We start from the raw sequence: 17,460 nt of genomic DNA, 5'->3' as shown, positions 1-17,460 counted from the left end.
GGGCAGCGCCGCGCCCGTCAGATTCTCTTCTCCCCGCACCCGCGGGGATGGTCCTGCCGGGGATCTCGACGTCGCACCACCGCGTGTCTGCTCCCCGCGCGGGGATGGTCCCATCGGGACCTCGCTCGATGGTGAGGCCCGGCCGCGGGGATGGGCCCCGGGGGCACGGCGACGGACGGCCGCTCGGCTGCTCCCCGCACCCGCGGGGATGGTCCCGGCTCAGCGGGCTCGCCGAACTCGTCGTTGGCCTGCTCCCCGCACGCGCGGGGGATGGTCCCACCGGCCAGTAGGTCACCGCGAACGAGGTCTCCTGCTCCCCGCACGCGCGGGGATAGTCCCATAGTCCCACCCTGACTCTCACCGTGACCGGGCGAAACGCCTGTTCCCCGCACGCGCGGGGATGGTCCCCGCGGATCGGGTCCAGAGTTGAAGCCCGTTCTCTGCTCCACGACCAACGCCTGTGCCGGGTCGGCTACGTAGGCGTGCACAGACCGCGCCATGCTGGCCTGCACCACCACCCGGCGGTGGCCTAGACAATACGGGTTGAACAAGCGTCCGACGTCTACGCCGACGGCACAGGGCAGCGTGTGCGCGGCCACGGCCGCCAGCCGGCCGGCGAATTCCGTCATCTGCGCGGCCACGGCCCGGGCCTTGCCCAGCGGACAGGCATCGAGCCGGGCGACCACCGCATACTGGCTCGCCGTGGCACTCACGAGGGCCGACCCAGGACGACGAGTTGAGGCGTCGGGCGATCGGGACGAACTGATCGCCGCCCATGAACGTCTTTGGAATTGGAGGGGAAGCCCATGACCCAGATGCAAGGATCCAACGGCGCCCAAGACTGTTCGTCCGACAACTTGAATGACGCGCTCAGGACGCTGACCAGTGAACTTGCACGGGCGGACACCAAAGCCAGTATGGTGCTGGCGATGACTGGAGTGAGCCTTGGTTTCGTGGTGTCACGAAGCTTCCAGCATCAGAGTGCGATCGCCCTGTCTGTCGGTACGTTCGGCGCGCTGTGCCTCATAGCCGCCATCGTGGTTCTGCTGAGCGCGGGCAAGGACGGCGATGGCGCGGCCGAGGTCGGAGTCATTGGGCAGCGGTCGATGAGCGTGCATGTCCGTGCGCAGGATGTTTGCCAGGACGAGGGCGTCGCCGGGGTCGGACTTCTTGCGCGAGACCGCGTGGCGATCCCGGTAGCGGGCGGCGGCCATGGGATTGATCGCGAACACCTGCCGGGCACCGGTCCGGAGCACCGCGACCAGCAGGCCCCGGGAAGTCTCGATGGCGACCGGGATCGGATTTTCCTCACTGTCCCCGTACTCGGCGAGCAGTTCCAGCAGGATTTTGTAACCGGGTGCATCGTCGGTGATGTGCCGCTTGGCCACCAGCATGCCGACGTCGTCGACCAGGCGACGTCGTGTGTGCGTTCCGCCCAGTCGATGCCGCAGTACATCAAGGGAATCCCCTCCCAATGTGCAGATGTTTGCGCTGGTCACGAGCGCATGCGGGCCACGCGAGCTACCTAATCCCAGGCATCAACCGCATCGCGGATGTGCCGACACCTCACTAGCCGTTCGTGGCACCAGCGCACCCCGCGGGCCCCGGTCTACGCAGGAGCTCGAACGGCTCGGGCGTAACGAGGGGTCACCGTACGGCGGGCTCGCACCACCAACACCAACGAGTGATCAAGGCGGTGGGTATTGACGCTTGACGATCCTGGGCGGCATCGCTCTTGATGTAGACGTCCCGCGCCCGGTCCATCGGAGATGTCCGTCCAGCACCGATGCACGCCAACACCCACCTGCTGAGTGGTGGCGGCCACGAAGCACTGGACGCTGCCGATCTCCGACTAGGGTTTGATGCCCGCTCGGCGCCATGCCTCCGTCCGGCGCCGACGTGGCCGCCACCACCAGGACCGCGCACCCGGTCTACGTTGGCGAAGATCGCCCGACTGCCCTTGGGTGTCACGATCCGGCACTCGAACATCCCGAGAAGATCCCGCTCCATCGGAACGCCCTTAACTACGGATTAGGCTCGGCGCGCTCGCGCGCCCCCCGGGAACTGGCCCGGAATCCGGAAGCCTGGCCCGACACGGTCGTCGACGACATCGCCGCAGCAGTCGTTTAGGCCATCGCCCGCCACTTCGCCATCGCGTTGGCCGAGCGAGGCTGGAGCCGGCGCAGGGCGACTGATCGCCTGGGCGTCAACCGGCAGACCATCGCCGACGTCCTCGACGGCCGCAGCTGGCCCGACGTCGCCACCATCGCCCGCCTCGAGGCGGGCCTGAACACCCCGCTGTGGCCGCCGCTTGCGCGCCGGTAACACTGCAGCCATCGTGCGCCAAGCCCTCCCGGCACCAGCTCACGGTCTGCAATAACCGCAGGCCAGAACACAGTTACGGCCCGGCGAACCCAACGCACTGCAACAGTCGTATCGTCGAAGACGCGCGAGCCTCTTCTTCACTGTTCAGGGCGCTCACGCAACCCCAGGCGCCGCCGGGATCGCACTCCCGGCGGCGTCACCTCCCCCGTCCTGGGCGACGGTGCCGCCCTCGACCGCAGCCGAGTCCGGCGGATTACCGACCCCAGGCGCGATCGCGAACAGGCCGACCTCGCCCTCGGTCAGCCACCCCTGCTTGACCAGCCGCTTCAGCTTGATCCGCATCCGCTCCACCGGCCGATGGTCCGCCTGCCAGCCGACCGCCTCGCAGACCGCCCGGGCCCGCAGCGGCCGCCCGGCCGAGGCCAGGGCCAGCACCACATTCTCGTAGGACTCCTCCAGCACCCGGCCATCCGCCCGCGTCACCGGCGCCGACACCACCCGGGAGCGGGCCGCCACCGCCGCAGCAACCGCAGGCGACCCATCCATCCCCGGCGCGGCCTGCCCGGTGGCTGCCTCGTCCTCCTCCATCAGTTGCAGCACCGCCTCCTCCGCCACCCCCCAACGGGCCAGCTCCGCCTCCTGGGCGGCCAGCTCCTTTTCCAGTGCAGCGATCTCCATGCGCAGCTTCTCCACGCGCGCCCGCGCTTCGGATGCCCGGGTCTGCAACTTCTCCAGCAAGGACATGGCGAACCGCCCCTCCAGTGCGAGGCTTCGGACGGCCAACCCGTCTGCTTCGCTGCGAAGTTGGCCGACACTTCATTCCATACTGTAGGAGATGACCACGAAACGCCGCCAATGCATCGCAACAAGTGCAACCAGTCGTATTGGGATCATGTGGACAACGGGAACGACAACCGTCACCTCAGCCACAGCCGAATGTCAGAGCCCCATGGCAAGCTCTGCCGCTATGGACATGCGGCAGTTCTGGGACCTGATCGAGCAAGCACGCCAACACATACCCGCCCCGGCGGACACCGACGCCATCGCCCAGGAGGCCACCGCCCTGCTGGCAAGCCGCCCTCTTCAAGCGATCATCGGCACCCACCAAGCCGTGTACCAACTCCTCGCCGACTCCTACCGGGCCCCACTCTGGGCGGCCGCATACATGATCAACGGCGGATGTTCCGACGACGGCTTCGACTACTTCCGCGGCTGGCTGATCATGCAGGGTCGCACAGTATTCGAGCAGGTTCTGGCCGACCCCGACACGCTGGCCGACAATCCCGCCGTCCGTGAGGCCGCGCCCGAGGGCTACGAACTCGAGTGCGAGGACGCCCTCGGCATTGCCTGGCATGCCCATCTGGCCGCCACCGGGGGCGAAATCCCCGATACCGTATCCACCGCGCGCTACCCCGACCTCGATCCGGCCTGGGACTTCGACTTCGACGACAGCGACGAACTCGCCCGCCGACTGCCCCGCCTGGCGGCGCTGTACGAGTAGTGACCACGGGCAACGATCATCCGTGCGACGGGCGATCAATACAAGGGCCAATTCGCCGCAGCTCAGCACTACTCACGAACAGCCCTCGGCGTGGTTGCGGGCACCCGGGCGGCCGTGCGTCCTCCGAGGTGGCGCGGTGCGGTGGTGTGTGGCGCGGGGTCGGGCAGGCAGCCACGGTGGGCCGCGACCACTTCGTAGACCTTGCGGCCGAGCCCCTGCCACAGGTGGAAGCGGTCGCTGACGTGGACAATCGCCGGAGAGGCGGCGGTGATCGCGCCGCGGTAGACCGCCGAGCCGTCCCGGCACACAGTGTGGACCTGCGGGTGGGCGCGCAGCCAGTCGGTCACCTGTGCGCCCTCGCGGGTGTCCCAGGCATCCAGGGGCAGCCGGCTCTCCACATCGATCATCAACGTGCCGTAGCGGCGGGATCGGCGCAGGGCGAAATCGTCCACGGCCGCCACGCGCACGGTCGGCGCCGGCGGATCGGGCCATCTCATCAGGCAGCCGAGCAGGGCCGCCCAGCTCAGCTGCTGGTGCAGGCAGTGCAGGAGCCGGGCGCCGGCTGTGCCGGCCAGGGCCGTGACCACGGCGACGACGATCGCCTGCAGTCCCGGAGTGCGGCGCTGGTAGCGCACGGTGAGTCCGTCGACCTGCTCGACGAACGTGGTCTTCACGCACTGCGGGTTCTCGCAGTACAGCCGACGCACCGACAGATCGATGCGCACCGGGCGCCCGCCGACCGCCTCGTCGGCGACGTGCCGCACGTACCGGCTGTGCTCCCAGTCCGCCACCGTCCCGCGCCCCGGACAGGCCACCGGGCCGTCCCGCGTCTGGGCGGTGACGATCAGCACTTCGTCGGTCACCTCGACCGACTCGACCACTACCGACTCCAGATGAGGCAGCAGCAGTAACAGCGTCTCGTCACACAGCCCCAGCGTCTCGCCGGACACGCACGATGTCACGCCCCGTTATCGACAGTTCAGCGATCAACGCCCACGAAAATCTTGTATGAGCCGAGAGCCGCACCCAACGGAGACATGCCCCAGTACTGGGACTTCCACCTGCACGCCGAACAGCACCGACTCCACCCCGCCGCTGACCAGCCCAGCTACAAACTCACGGCCTGATCGACAACCTCACTCACGGAGAACCACACCCATGCGCTTTCGCAGCAAGCCCCGGCAGAACAACTGGATGGCGGCCCTGTACCGCGCGCTCGCCGACAACCCCTGGTACTGCGAGGGCGGGTTCCGGGACATCGCTGCGGGGTGAAGACCGGTGCGGCACGGGCGCTCCGCGATGAACGATCCTGTTCCAACCTGCTGGACTGGCGCACTCGTTGGGCTGACGGCGCCAAGAAGCCCTCCACGGACGCCGGCGGCCACGGAAGCCGCTGTTCCATCCCACTCACGGGGCACAGCGGTGCCGCGTCAAAACAGGAGACGGTCCGCCGCGATGGCGAGCAGTGCGCCGAGCAGGAGAGGCGGACCGAAGGGAAGGGCCGTGCGGGCAGTTGCCTCGCGTCGGGCGATGAGAAGCAGGCCGTGGGCGGCGGCGAGAAGGCAGCCGATGAAGAGGCCGAGCAGGAGCAGCGGCCAGCCGTACCAGCCCAGCACGGTGCCGAGCGCGGGGGCGAGTTTGACGTCGCCGAAGCCCAGGGTGCGCGGGCTGGCCAGGAACACGATTAGGAACAGGGTGGTCAGGGTGAGGGCGCCGAGCAGCGCGCCCGTCCATGCTCCGGCGGCCCCTGGCAGCAGACTCGCGGCGCCGAGCAGCGCCAGGGCCACGGCGGCCAGCGGCAGGGTCAGGACATCGGGCAGCCGGTGGGTGCGGGCATCCACCAATGCCAGCAGCGTGCCGGCCGGGGTCAGTAGCAGCCACACCACAAGTTCGGGGTGTGGCCCGGTGGTGAATGCCAGCAGGCCACAGACGCTTATCACGGCGGCCGGGATCGACCCTGCGCGGGCTGTCGAGGGGTAGCGGTGGCCGCCTGCCGCACACCAGGGGGCCAGCCAGCCCCAGAGGTGGTTCGGAAGAGGGTGGCCGTGGGGACAGGTGGTGCGCCACGGGTCACCGGCGGGCACGGCCAAACGGTGCAGCGCGGCCAGGATGCACCAGCCGGATGCCCCACCCCATAGCGCGGTCGCCACGATGAGTATCGGCACCGGCCCCTGCCTCCGCTCCCCGGCCCCCGAATCTGCGGGGCTGTCACCCTTCTCCTTGGGACAAACGAGCGCACGTGGGACACAGTTCGCCCGGGGCGCCGACGGGAAGACCGCACAGGCCGTCGCGGCCCTCGCACTCGTGCTTGCGCACCACCACGTCCACGACAGTCCTTCCCCACCGTGCGGCTACAGCCGGCCCCGACGGGTTCTGCCGGGGCCGGTCAGGGGCGCGTTCGCCGGCCGCTGCCAGGAGAGCGAGTTGCCGCAGCCGGGCGGCCACCAGAGCGGCCAGCGAGTGGGTGCGCTCGGACGGCGGCGGATACGGGCGGCCCACCAGCGCCTCGCGGATGTGCTCACGGGGGACGCCGCCGGCCAGGAGACGGCCCACCAGCGGGGCCTGGTCGGCGAGGGTGCTGCCGGTGGCCAGCGCGGCGTGCAGTTCGGGGTGGTGGCGGGCGATCGACAACAGCGTGGCTTCGCCCCGAGCGGTCGTGGTGGCATCCGTCCCGTCCGTTTTGCGCGTGCTGGGCGCGGAGGGAGGGAGGGGATTGGTGTTCTGCTGGTTGGTCTTCTTGAGGTTGTTCTTCTTAGGGGGCGGATTTTCCAGCGCTGGGTTACCCAGCGCTGGAAAATCGGACTCTGGTTCTGACCTGCGGGGTTGCGCTTCGGTGTCCAGAGATCGATTTTCGGACTCTGGTTCTGGCCTGCGCAGATGCGCTTCGGGGGTGCCAGAGGCAGGTGCGGGGCTGTCGCGGTCGTCGTGGCGGGGTGGTGGAGCGGGTGCGGTGAGGGTCAGCCCGTGGGGCATGTCAGTGATGTGGAAGAGGGTGTCGCCGAGCCTGCCCCGCTCATCGCGGGCCCGGTAGCGCCTCAGATACTCGTAGCTCTCAAGCTCCCGCAGTGCCGTCGTCAGCGCCGCCTTCCCCTCCGGGCCGGCCCTGAGCAGCGCCGCCAGGGAGATGCCGTAGCCGTCCTGGTGGCTGAGCAGCTCGACCAGCAGGCCACGGGCCCGCCGCGAGAGCCGGCGATCACGCACCGCGTGGTTGAACACGGTCGTGTAGTAGGCGCCGACCACGTCGACGGCCATCGGCCCGCGCTGGATCAGCCCGCCAAAACCCCGGCTTGCTCCGCTCACGGTCTGCTCCGTCCGTCCGGGACCCGCAGGCGAGAAACGCGTGCTGCGGATCGTGGGTGTCATGCCGGAGTTGACCCGTCAGGGTGCACCACAAGGCGCACCGGTTCGGGGCTGAGCGATCACGTTTGCGCCACGATCCGAGGTACGGCGAGTGGTGCGCCCAGCGGTGCACCTTCGGTGGCTCGAGCAGGCGCAGGCTCCAGTGGACGGCTCACGCCACTCCTCTCGCGCTCGCGAACGCCGGCACGGACACGAGGACAGCGGGATGCGCAGTGGACCGGCCGGCCTTGGCGCAGAGGGCGGAGAGGATGCAGTGGCAAGTTGTGCAGTGCGTGTGCCCGACTGCGCAGTCACGGGCCCGAGAACGGGTGCGCAGTGCACCGGTGAAGGTGGTGCGCAGTGGCCCGGGTGACGTGGTGCGCACCGTGCTTGTGCGGGGGACAGGTGTCCCGCGGCAGCAGCGGACCTGAGGGCCCGTGCAAACTCTGGTGCGCACCCGGATCCCTCGGTGCGCACCGAGAGCGATGGTCGGACAGCGTCGTCGGCACGGGGGCGCAGACGGTGCACGGGATGCGTGCCCCTGCCACTGGTACGCCTTTCGGCCGGACTTCAAAGGCGCACCGAAACGCGCACCGCCGCAGTTCACCGGCGTGCGCACACGGGAGCGCAGGTGGTGCCCACCGGATGGATGCCCTCTGCACTGGTGCGCGTTCGGGAGTACCCGTGCCAGTGGTTCTGCCTCGCCCGCGAAGTTCGCAGCGGGCAGTGCGCACCAGTTCGGTGAGGTAACCGCCCGGCCGCCGTCATAGGTGCTGCACACTGCGCAGCACGCGCTCCGGGTGCGCAGTGTGCCGCGGTTTGGTTGCTGCACAGCCGCCACGCAGTTCACTCCCGACTGCACACGATGCGAGATGCGCACTGCGCATCTCACATCCGGTCCGTGCGCAGTAGAAGGCGCGCAAGAATGCGTCGCCCAAGAAGCACTGCGCAGCTCGGGCGCCATGAGCGGGCGCAACGCCTCCCCGCACCGAACTGGCGCTCGTGAACGATGCGGGGCCTACCGCCGAGTGCGGGAGACTGCCCGTCCCAGCCGAAGACTCCCCGAAAACGTGGGCGCGGCCCGATCCCCCTCGCGTCCTTGGCCGGTGCGGGTGCCTGGAGAACGCGCACCGCTGCGCGCACCACTTCGCGCACCAGTCAGCGCACCACTGCGATCGTGACTCACCCGAGACCTACGCCCCCGGAACTGGTGCGCCTTGTGGTGCGGCTTGCTGGGTTTGGTCATGGCATCAACTCATCGCTCCCCCAGGAGATCGCTGATGCCAGCACCCCTTCGCGAGGCGCCGCCGACGGCAGCCGGTGTCGAGCTCGCCCACACCTTCCGCGCCGTGCGGCTCGGGCGCGCCGGTGTGTGGGCCTGCCTGATGGCCGGGCCCGCCGCACTTGCGCTCGTCCTCACCCAGCCCGCACCGACGGTCGCCCAGAGCGCCCCGGCGCCCGCCCGCACCGCTGCGGCCGCAAGGCCCATGGACCCGTCCGGTTACGCCGCCGTATTCCTCGACGCGTGGCTGCGCGCCGACGCCGACACTCCCGACAGCAGCGACGCGGTACGTGCCTTGCAGCTGGCACCGGACGTGGCGCTGCCCGAGTCGGCGGACACCGCTACAGCGCCCCGAACGGTCGCTGCGGTGCGCAGCGTGCGAAGCGCGGGAGGGCAGTGGTCGGTCACGGTCGCGGCTCAGTACGCCGACGGTGTCCGTTACTTCGCCGTCCCGGTGACCTCATCGATGTCGGGCGGCGCGGTCACGGTGACCGGCACGCCCGCCCTGGTGGCCCCGCCCGGCCCCGCGAGGACGGCTCCGTCGCCCTACCGGGTGGACGTACCGGACGGTCCGCTGTCGGACACGGTCAGCGGCTTCCTGTCGGCCTACCTCACCGGTAGCAAAGAAGTCGACCGTTACCTCTCCCCCACGACCGTTCTGGCGGCGGTCCGCCCCGGTGTGGCCGAGCGGGTGGACCTCGAGGTCGTGAGCGCCCGCGAGCAGGCCGCGGCCGAACAGAAGGTACCGGGGGACGGCACTCGCGTACATCTCCAGGCCAGTGTGCGGGCCCGCACCAAGGCTGGCAGGTGGCCGCTGTCCTACGAGCTCACCCTCGCCGCGCGTGGCGGGCGCTGGGAGATCGCCGCCCTGACCTCGGGCGGAGGCGGGGCGAAGTGAACAGTCTGCGTCCGATGGTTCTGGCCGGCCAGCTCGATGATCTCGGCAACGGGTGGATCGACATGTTCAAGGGCTGGGCCAACAACGGCCTCAAGGCCGCCTTGGTCCTGATCGTGCTCTACGTCCTGATCACCCGCTTCAGCCTGAAAGCCGGGGTGGGAGCCCTGTTGCTGATGGTGCTGGCGCTGGGCATCTACAACGCCCGCGAGGATCTGGCGGACAAGGTCGAGGACGAGGTCAAGAACCCCGCCCACGGCGCCGCCCAGCAGCACACGCCTTTGGGACCAGAGCCGGCTCACGGGGTGCGGGGGATGGCCTTGAGCGGGTGGTCGGCATGAGCGCGGCCGCCGGTCCGGTGCGCGCGGCCCGCTACTACACCAGCGCGCGTCGTCTGCCGTGGGTGATCGGGAAGTTCGCGGACTGGAAGATCCCGTTCGGGCCGTTCAACGCGGTGCAGATCGCCCTCCTCTCGCTGGGTGGCCTGCTGCTGGTCAGAACCGCCCCTTTGTGGTGGGCGTATCTCGGTCCGGTGCCGGTGGTGGCGTGGGCCACCGCACTCTTCGTGTGCCGCCGTCATAAAGTCGCCGGCCGCACTCCGGCCGGTTGTGCGCTCGGTGTTCTGGCCCGGATCGTGCAGCCCGTCGGGGGCCGCATCGGCGGGCGGGCCGCCCGCGATCGGCGACCGCAGCCTCTCACAGGATCCTTCACGTTGCAGCCTCTGGCCTGCCCGGAGGTTTCCGCCACGACGGTTTGGCCCCACATCCTGCCGCGCCAGGCATCTCGCCGAGCGGCTCTTGCACCGCGGTCCTGGCTCGCCCCGAAGCCTCCCGCTACCGCATTGGCGACCGCGCCGGCGGTGGCACGGCGCTCGCTGTCGCCCATCCAGGTGGCCCTTCTCGCTGCACAGGAGCAGAACTGATGCGCATTCCGATTCGTCACATTGCCGGCCACTTGGTGTGGTCGAGCCAGGGGCACAGCTGGGCGCTGTACCGGCTGCACCCCGAGCCCAGCGAGGACGGGCACAGCACCGACGCCGTGCACGGCGCCTACCAGGCCGCCACGGTCCGCGAGGAGCAGCTGCAGCGCATCACCCAGCTGGTGCGCTCGCTGTCCGGTCAGCCGCGCCTGTTCGGGGTGTGCGCGCAGGTCGATCCGTCCGAGGTCGCCTGGCGGATGCTCGAGGGCCTCAGCGACGAAGGTGAGCTTCGGCCGGCGGCGGGTGCGTGGGTGGAGCATGTCGAGGCGGCGCTCGATGTGCTGGAGGGCGCGGAGATGCACCGGCGGACCCTGTGGCTGGCTGTCCCCCTGTCGCTGCAGAGCACGGGCCGGCGCGGGCTGGTGGCCGGCGGCCTAGGAGTGGGGGCGTTCGGGGAGCTGGCCGACTCCCTGGGTCTGGTGCCCGCCCCCGTGAGCGCGGACGAGCTGGCGCGGACGCGGGAGAAGGCGGCACAGGTGGAGGCGCAGATCGCCGGCGCGGTGCCGTTCCGCCGGGCCACCCCGGCCGAGATCGTGTGGCTGGTGCAGCATGCGCTGCACCGCGGGGTGCGGGAGCCGCTGCTGAGCGAGGCGTCCGCCAGTGCGCTGTACGCGGGCGGCACGCGTGCGGGAGTGCTGGCCTCCCCCAGCTACGCCGACCTCGGGCAGGTGCGCCTGCACGAGGGCGGCCACCCCTCCCCCGCCACCGAGCAGGAGCGGACGGGCGGCTGGCGGCAGGCGCTGCGCAGTCTGCCCTGTCTCTCTGGGGGAAACCTGACGGCCCGGCAGTGGTGGAAGGAGAGCATCTCCCCGCTGCAGCGACGCTGGCTGCAGGTGGAGACCCCGGACGGCATCGGCTATCAGGCGCAGCTGGTGCTGGCCGAGGCGCCGCCTGCCATCGCGGTGCAGGCCGCGGATCTGTTTGCGCAGCTGGAGGCGCTCGACTTCCCCGTCGACTTCACCGTCAGCCTCAACCTCATCGAGGCGGAGGAGGCCCGGCGCAAGATCCAGCGCAAGCGCACCGAGCTGGTCGATCAGGTCGACCAATACGATGCCCGGCCCACCGGTCTGCCCTGCGACCTTCCCGAGGCCGCGCGCGACCTGGGGGAGATGGACGGCCGCCTGGCCCGCAACGCAGCTGAGGTGGAAGTGCAGTCGGTGACGGTGCTGACCGTGTGGGCGCCGACCGCCCAGCTGTGCGATGCCCGGGCCCGGGCGCTGGAGAAGCTGTTGTCCGGGGCGAACTACCGGCTGGTGCGCCCGGTCGGGCGGCAGCAGGACCTGTTCCTGCTCGGCCTGCCGGGCAGTGCCCAGCCCTACAGCGTGCGGGAGTTCACCCAGCATCAGCTCGCCGAGGACTGGGCGATGTGCGGGGCGTTCGCCCGCACCGAGGCTGGTGATCCCGACGGGATGCTGCTGGGTCAGGACCTGGACTGCGGCACCACCCGCCCGGTCATGGTCAACGTCTCCGACGCGCCGCAGCACGATGCGTCCGCGTCGCTGGCGGTTGTCGGTGATCTCGGCGGCGGCAAGAGCGTGCTGGAGAAGCTGGTCCAGTCCGCGACGATCGACCGGGGCGGGCGTGCGATCTGCATCGACCGCACACCGGGCCGGGAGTGGGCCCGCTTCGCCCGCGGCTCCGCGACGGGCCGCTGCCAGATCATCGACGCCGCGCGTGCCGCCGTGTCCATCGACCCGCTGCGCGTCTTTCCCGGACCCGCGGGCCGCCAGTACGCCCTCAACTACCTGACCCTGCAGCTGGGAATCGGCGCGATGAGCCTGCAGGGCGAAGTGCTTCATCACGCGGTCGAGGAGACCGCGGGGCAGCAGGATGCGTCGATGGCCAAGGTCATCGAACACCTGGGCCGGATCGCAGCCACCGACCCGGGCGAGCGCGCGGATGCGGCGGCATCGACGGCTGGCATGCTGCGCCTGGTCACCACCAACCCCCTCGCCGCGATGGTGTTCGACCCCGCCCTGCCCGTCGCGCGGCTGGACGGAGATGCCACCGCGGACCTGCTCGTGGTCACCACCACCGGACTCACCCTGCCGCCGAAGGATGCCTTCGAGAAGCCGGAGATCCTGGCCCACCAGCCGCTGGAGGCCTTGATCGGACGGGCGGTGCTCTATCTGATCGCCGCGATGGCCCGCCAGGCCGCCTTCAGTGACCCCTCCCGGTTCTGCGCGGTGGTCACCGACGAGCTGTACTGGCTGACCAGCTCCGCCGAGGGCACCGCGCTGGTCCACGAGATCCTGCACGACGGCCGCAAGCACAACGCCGGCCTCATCGCCGGCGCCCACGACGCCAAGGAACTGGGCCCCGACCGCAACCTGTTCGCCTACAAGGCCCTCTCGCGCACCACCGACCGGGACTCGGTCCGCCGCGGACTGCACTTCATCGGCCTGGACAGCCAAGACGACAACCTCGTGCGCACCGTCCAGGACCTCTCCCCCGTCGGGGTGCCCGAACGGGCCGGCGAAATCTTCCTGACCGGGCCGCGCAACAACACCGGCCGCATCAAGGTCCGCATCCCCGCGGTGGCGCGTATCGACGCCCACATCCGCACCACCCCCGGCGACAAGCAACAAGCCGACACCCGTGGGCCGATCAGCAGTCAGGAGGCGACCTCGTGACGATCCGTCTGTGGGAGCGGCGCCGCCGGGTTGCCGCCTGTGCCGTGATCGGCACCGTTGTGGCCCTGCTTACCAGCGCGCTGATTGTTGTCCTCGTCGGCCCGAGGCTGCCTGCCGCCTGGTGGCCGCAGACCGGAGACGCCTTCCGGGCCTCCAGCCCCTCCCCCGTCCGGGACGCCGCCGCGGTCCACGAGCAGGCGCCGCCTGACGGGGCGTCCGCCACATCGTCGGTGTGTGACGCGGTCGTCGGCCCGGCCCACGGCTTCTGCCTGGGTGCTCCGCCCCCCGCCGCCGCCCCCGACCATCCGCTGGCGCTCGCCGAGTCCTGGCCGCTCGGGGTACTCGCCATCGGCATCACCACCCTGTACGTCCTCCACCGTCGTCGTCAGGGACTGTGATGAGGCGCCCGGACCGCGGCACGCTGCGCGCCGCCGGCTTCACCGTCCTGCTGGCGGTGGTCTTCCTCACCGTGAACACCGCGGTCACGCAGGCCGCCGACACTGCGGCGGCGGGCGGGGGCGGGCTGCTGTCCCCGCTGGAGCTGGACACCTCCGAGGGCGCCTCGCTCAAGGGCTACGAGGTCGGCACGCAGGGCGGCAGTGTGTTCGCGCTGACCTCCAACACCCAGGCGATGGTGCTCGGCGGGCTGTTCACGGTGGTCCGGGTCCTGGTCGGGCTGGCGTGCTGGGGCATCGAAGTCGCCTACCGCTTCCCGCTGCTGAAACTGCTGGCCGCCCCCGCGCAGCACCTGTCGAAGGTCTACACCGACACGGTCGTCGACGACCTCGGGCTCAAAGCGATGCTGCTGGCGTGGGCGTTCGTGTTCGGCCTGGTGCTGCTGGTGCGCGGCAAACACGCCCAGGGGGTGGGTGAGATCGCGCTGACGCTGGTGATCGGGGCGCTGGCCGCCTCGGTGTTCGTCACGCCGAACTTCCTGCTCGGCAAGGACGGCCCGATCCTGCAGACCCAGGCCGCGGCCGGCGAGATCGCGCAGAAGACCGTCGACGCCCACGCCTGGGGCAGCAAGGTCTCGAACGCGGATCCGTGCGCCAGCGTGACCGGTCCCGCCCAGAACGCCTGTCACAACACCCGCGGCGGCGGTACGGCGGGCGCTAAGAAGGTGGCCCGGCCGATCCAGGACGCGGTCACCAACGCGCTGGTGGTCAAGCCGTACATGCTGGTGCAGTACGGGCGGATCCTGGACCCGGGCAAGGCCGGTGACCGCAAGGCCTACCGGGTGCACCTGAAGTGGGTCTCCGGCGGCTACCGCCCCAGCACCAAGAAGAAGGACAAGGGTGCGGACGCCGACGATCCCTGCCGGCTGATCAAGGGTGAGGGCCGCAAGTGGTGCGAGCGCGAGCCCGGTGACAAGGGCCCGGAAACGCTGCCCGAGCTCACCCCCGGCGGCCAACTCCTGGAGGAGGTAGCCCCAGTTCTGACGGAGGATGACCAGCAGTTCGCGGCGTTCCTGAAGGACCTGCGGGCGGCCGGGCCGGTCGGCCGGGCGTGCGCCGCCTATGCGGAGCAGCCGTCCTGGTGGCGGGTGGCCGCGGTCGTCATGGTGTTCATCGCCGCGCTGCTGATCTGTGCGCTGCTGCTGTCCGCCGCGGTGGTGCTGCTGGGCATCTCGGCTGTGTGTGCGGGGGCGGCCGCGGCGGGCGGGGTCACGTTCGTGTGGGGGATGCTGCCCGGCCCGAGCCGGTCGGTGGTGTGGAAGTGGCTCGGCCTGTTCGGCATCGCGATGGCCGCGATCCTCGCCGTTGCCGCGTTCATCCCCGCGGTCGGTATCACCCTCGACGTCATCCTCACCGACGGCCCCGATCTGATGGCCGAACGACTCCTGCTCATCGACGTCCTCGCCCTGGTCGGCCTCGCCTTCCACCGCCGCCTCCTGGCGATGATCGTCGCCTTCAACCAGCGGCTCACCCTGCGCATGCGCTACGCGAAGATCGGCGGCAGCCACCTGGCCGGCGACTCCCAGCTCGGCGCGGCGCTGGCCATGTCCATCGGTCGCGGAGCCGGCGGCGGCCTGTTCACCGGGGCCTCGTTGCGCGGTCGCGGCGTGACCGGGCTGGGATATGGCACCGGCGGCCTGCTGCACGGCGCCGTAGCGGGTCTGGCCGACGGCACCGGCACCCCGGGCGATCCGGCCCGGCTGCTGGCCGACGCCAACGCCGAGGCCTCCCGCGGTCTCGCCCCCATCGGCCTGGCCGTCGCCGGCACCCGGCTCGCGGCGGGCGCCGCGTGGGCTGCCGTGGTCGGTGGGCACCCCGGGGCCGACCAGCTCACCAAGCTGCGCAAACCGATCGCGGGCGGCAGCGAATCCACCGCGCCGCACAATGCAGCATCCCCGTCCGCGGCCGCGGGGCCACCGCACCGCTATCGCAATAGGGACGGCCGGATCATCGACCCGGACACCGGTGAGGTGCTGCACGACCAGCACAGCGACCGCACCCTGCCCTCCACCCGCGCCCACAACCACCTCGTCCGCCTACGTGGCTACCGCCTCGCCCACCAGGGCGGACGGCTGCTGTACGGCGCGACCATGGGACTGCCCGCCACTGCCCGCACCACCAGGGCCAGCGCCTCCAAGGCCACCACGGACACCCGCCAGCAGCTGCGGGTGTGGAGCAACACCCTGCGCCGTGACGGCCAGGCCTGGGCCAGCATGCTGCAACAACCCACCGGCCGCCCCGCCCCCAGTGGCCACCGCCTCACCCCCGCCATCCCCCGGCACATCGCCCCGGCCTCGGCAACCGCCCCCTCGATCCCGCCGGGCAGTGCCCTCGCGCCGGCAAGCGCCTGGCCTGCGCCCAGCCCGCGGCCCGCACGACGTGCGGTGCCCGCGCCGTCGTGGAGCGATGTCACCGCCGCCTCGGGACCAGCCGCTCCCGGCCCCCGGCCCGGTCCTGTCCCACCAGCGCCGTCCGCGCCTCCGCCTGCGGCGAACACGCGGCGGATGCCACCGCCAGTCTCCCGGCCCACCGGATCCCTCGGCGCCTCCGAGGCCTCCCGCCGGCGCGCACAGGAAATGTTCCGCCGCATCCAGGACAGCAAGCTGCCCCAAGAGCCCGACGGCGGCAGCGACACCGGGTCGGGCGGTGACCCAGAATGAACATCCCGGTCACGCGGGTGCGGCCCGCGCGCCGCGCGCTGTACTGGACCCTCACGATCGGGGCAGTGCTTGCCCTGGCGGCGTGCTGCCTGGCGCCGCTGTCCGGAGCCTCTGCCAAGCTCGCCGTCCTGTCGCAGCAGCGATACGCGGATACGGGCCTGGCCGGAGCGGGCACCAGCGCCGACATCCCGCCGCGCATGCTGCACGCCTACCGGCAGGCCGCACAGCGCGTAGGCAGCGTGGTGCCGCGGTGTCAAGGGATGGGCTGGCCGATCCTGGCCGGCATCGCCAAGGTGGAGTCCAACCACGCGGCCGGACGCACCATCGCGGCGAACGGCGACATCCGGCCCAGGATCTTCGGGGTGCTGCTCAACGGCTCCGGCGCCGGCGGCAATACGAGCGTGTTCGCCGATACCGACGGTGGGCGGTGGGACGGCACCGCAGTGGGCGAACGTGCCGTCGGCCCCTTCCAGTTCATGCCCGCCACCTGGGCATCAACCGGACAGGACGGCAACGCTGACGGCATCCGGGACCCGCACAACGCCGACGATGCCGCACTCGGCGCCGCCGCCTACCTGTGCGGCCGCGGCCGCGACCTCACCCGGGCCGACCAGCTGCGGGCGGCGATCTTCCAGTACAACCACAGCACCGCCTACGTCACAGACGTCCTGCAGTGGATCCACCAGTACCGTGCCGCGGCCGCGGGCGGTGTCGGCCTGCACGGTGTGACCGGCACCGCCCGCACCGTCCTGGCCGCGGCGCTCGCCCAGCGCGGCGTCCCCTACTCCTGGGGCGGCGGCACCCCGACCGGGCCCTCCACCGGCACCTGCTGCTCCCCCAACGGCGCCTCCGGCACCTTGATCACCGGCTTCGACTGCTCCGGGCTGACCGCCTTCGCCTTCGCCCGCGCCGGGATCCGGCTGCCGCACTCCGCGGCCGCCCAGGCCAAGCACGGCCGGCGGATCCCCGCCTCGAAGGGCCCAGAAGCTCTGCACCCCGGGGACTTGGTGTTCTTCGGCTACGCCGCCGGGCGGGACGCCACGATCTACCACGCCGGGATCTACCTCGGCGCCGGGCAGATGATCAACGCGGCCCGGCCGGGCACGACCGTCCGCCAGGACCCGGTGGATGCCCTGCCCGGCTACGCGGGAGGGGCGCGGCTACTGTGAGCACTGCATGCGACAGGCAGGCCGGGCATCAAGGACCGCGGTTTCCCTGGCTCCTGCTCGTCTCGACGGTCATCTGCACGGTCCTCGCCTGGCCGCTCATTTCCGCGCCCTCGGACGATCCCCGCTCGGGTTCGGCGGCCCGTCCTCTCACGCCCGTACGGCCGAGCATCCACGCGCACTTTTCCGCAGGCGGTGCGCCCTCGTCCTTGGCCACGACCGCCC

The 17,460-nt window shown here is 70.9% G+C and carries 13 protein-coding genes and 1 pseudogene; 9 read left to right on the top strand and 5 right to left on the bottom strand.

Going from position 1 to position 17,460, the window contains the following annotated elements:
• Positions 1 to 1,040 precede the first annotated feature (1,040 nt).
• Positions 1,041 to 1,456: pseudogene (locus tag ACH4RC_RS39260) on the bottom strand (transposase); the annotation flags it as partial.
• A 701-nt stretch (positions 1,457 to 2,157) separates the two neighbouring features.
• On the opposite strand from ACH4RC_RS39260, the gene ACH4RC_RS39255 reads away from it, so the two are divergent.
• On the top strand, positions 2,158 to 2,325 hold the full coding sequence (locus ACH4RC_RS39255; RefSeq protein ID WP_398209360.1) for a helix-turn-helix domain-containing protein: 168 nt from the start codon (positions 2,158 to 2,160) through the stop codon (positions 2,323 to 2,325).
• A gap of 153 nt (positions 2,326 to 2,478) precedes the next feature.
• On the opposite strand, the gene ACH4RC_RS39250 is transcribed toward ACH4RC_RS39255, so the two are convergent.
• Positions 2,479 to 3,069: a hypothetical protein gene (locus ACH4RC_RS39250; protein WP_398209359.1), complete on the bottom strand. Its 591-nt coding sequence runs from the start codon at positions 3,067 to 3,069 to the stop codon at positions 2,479 to 2,481.
• A gap of 223 nt (positions 3,070 to 3,292) precedes the next feature.
• Here ACH4RC_RS39250 and ACH4RC_RS39245 point away from each other — a divergent pair, with 223 nt between their 5' ends.
• Positions 3,293 to 3,826 carry a DUF4240 domain-containing protein gene (locus tag ACH4RC_RS39245; protein ID WP_398209358.1) on the top strand — a complete coding sequence of 178 codons (534 nt, stop codon included), beginning with the start codon at positions 3,293 to 3,295 and terminating at the stop codon, positions 3,824 to 3,826.
• Positions 3,827 to 3,894: 68 nt separating this feature from the next.
• Here ACH4RC_RS39245 and ACH4RC_RS39240 read toward each other — a convergent pair whose 3' ends face one another.
• The 3 genes from ACH4RC_RS39240 to ACH4RC_RS39230 all read right to left on the bottom strand — a co-directional run bounded on the left by ACH4RC_RS39240 (position 3,895) and on the right by ACH4RC_RS39230 (position 7,126).
• Positions 3,895 to 4,776 carry a transposase gene (locus tag ACH4RC_RS39240; RefSeq protein ID WP_398209356.1) on the bottom strand — a complete coding sequence of 294 codons (882 nt, stop codon included), beginning with the start codon at positions 4,774 to 4,776 and terminating at the stop codon, positions 3,895 to 3,897.
• Positions 4,777 to 5,256: 480 nt separating this feature from the next.
• Positions 5,257 to 5,991, bottom strand: coding sequence for a prepilin peptidase (locus tag ACH4RC_RS39235; protein WP_398209355.1), 735 nt, complete (start codon positions 5,989 to 5,991; stop codon positions 5,257 to 5,259).
• Positions 5,992 to 6,034: 43 nt separating this feature from the next.
• The gene (locus ACH4RC_RS39230) at positions 6,035 to 7,126 is read right to left on the bottom strand and encodes a hypothetical protein (RefSeq protein ID WP_398209354.1); all 1,092 of its coding nucleotides are present in this window, start codon (positions 7,124 to 7,126) and stop codon (positions 6,035 to 6,037) included.
• Between the two features lie 1,319 nt (positions 7,127 to 8,445).
• On the opposite strand from ACH4RC_RS39230, the gene ACH4RC_RS39225 reads away from it, so the two are divergent.
• From ACH4RC_RS39225 to ACH4RC_RS39195, 7 genes are read left to right on the top strand one after another with little or no spacing between them, the layout of a single operon-like run.
• The gene (locus ACH4RC_RS39225; protein ID WP_398209353.1) at positions 8,446 to 9,345 is read left to right on the top strand and encodes a conjugal transfer protein; all 900 of its coding nucleotides are present in this window, start codon (positions 8,446 to 8,448) and stop codon (positions 9,343 to 9,345) included.
• Positions 9,346 to 9,359: 14 nt separating this feature from the next.
• Positions 9,360 to 9,683, top strand: coding sequence for a hypothetical protein (locus ACH4RC_RS39220; protein ID WP_398209352.1), 324 nt, complete (start codon positions 9,360 to 9,362; stop codon positions 9,681 to 9,683).
• Positions 9,680 to 10,264 (top strand): hypothetical protein, encoded by a 585-nt coding sequence (locus ACH4RC_RS39215; protein WP_398209350.1) that lies wholly within the window; start codon positions 9,680 to 9,682, stop codon positions 10,262 to 10,264. Before ACH4RC_RS39220 ends, ACH4RC_RS39215 begins: the two co-directional genes overlap by 4 nt.
• On the top strand, positions 10,264 to 12,954 hold the full coding sequence (locus ACH4RC_RS39210) for an ATP-binding protein (protein WP_398209348.1): 2,691 nt from the start codon (positions 10,264 to 10,266) through the stop codon (positions 12,952 to 12,954). The genes ACH4RC_RS39215 and ACH4RC_RS39210 overlap by 1 nt, the downstream gene beginning before the upstream one ends.
• Entirely contained in the window at positions 12,951 to 13,352 is a 402-nt protein-coding gene (locus ACH4RC_RS39205; protein WP_398209347.1) for a hypothetical protein, read from the top strand. Before ACH4RC_RS39210 ends, ACH4RC_RS39205 begins: the two co-directional genes overlap by 4 nt.
• Positions 13,352 to 16,069: a hypothetical protein gene (locus ACH4RC_RS39200; RefSeq protein WP_398209345.1), complete on the top strand. Its 2,718-nt coding sequence runs from the start codon at positions 13,352 to 13,354 to the stop codon at positions 16,067 to 16,069. The genes ACH4RC_RS39205 and ACH4RC_RS39200 overlap by 1 nt, the downstream gene beginning before the upstream one ends.
• Complete coding sequence (locus ACH4RC_RS39195) at positions 16,066 to 17,238, top strand: C40 family peptidase (protein ID WP_398209344.1); 1,173 nt, start codon at positions 16,066 to 16,068, stop codon at positions 17,236 to 17,238. The genes ACH4RC_RS39200 and ACH4RC_RS39195 overlap by 4 nt, the downstream gene beginning before the upstream one ends.
• Positions 17,239 to 17,460: the final 222 nt, after the last annotated feature.

Source organism: Streptomyces sp. NPDC016845, assembly GCF_044332585.1.
In the GTDB taxonomy this organism is placed as follows: domain Bacteria; phylum Actinomycetota; class Actinomycetes; order Streptomycetales; family Streptomycetaceae; genus Streptomyces.
This window is presented reverse-complemented; position numbering and strand designations above follow the sequence as displayed.

Coding starts and splice junctions, on each gene's coding strand:
- ACH4RC_RS39250 (WP_398209359.1), bottom strand. CDS start 3,069: ATGTCCTTGCTGGAGAAGTTGCAGACCCGGGCATCCGAAGCGCGGGCG.
- ACH4RC_RS39245 (WP_398209358.1), top strand. CDS start 3,293: ATGGACATGCGGCAGTTCTGGGACCTGATCGAGCAAGCACGCCAACAC.
- ACH4RC_RS39225 (WP_398209353.1), top strand. CDS start 8,446: ATGCCAGCACCCCTTCGCGAGGCGCCGCCGACGGCAGCCGGTGTCGAG.
- ACH4RC_RS39220 (WP_398209352.1), top strand. CDS start 9,360: ATGGTTCTGGCCGGCCAGCTCGATGATCTCGGCAACGGGTGGATCGAC.
- ACH4RC_RS39215 (WP_398209350.1), top strand. CDS start 9,680: ATGAGCGCGGCCGCCGGTCCGGTGCGCGCGGCCCGCTACTACACCAGC.
- ACH4RC_RS39210 (WP_398209348.1), top strand. CDS start 10,264: ATGCGCATTCCGATTCGTCACATTGCCGGCCACTTGGTGTGGTCGAGC.
- ACH4RC_RS39200 (WP_398209345.1), top strand. CDS start 13,352: ATGAGGCGCCCGGACCGCGGCACGCTGCGCGCCGCCGGCTTCACCGTC.
- ACH4RC_RS39195 (WP_398209344.1), top strand. CDS start 16,066: ATGAACATCCCGGTCACGCGGGTGCGGCCCGCGCGCCGCGCGCTGTAC.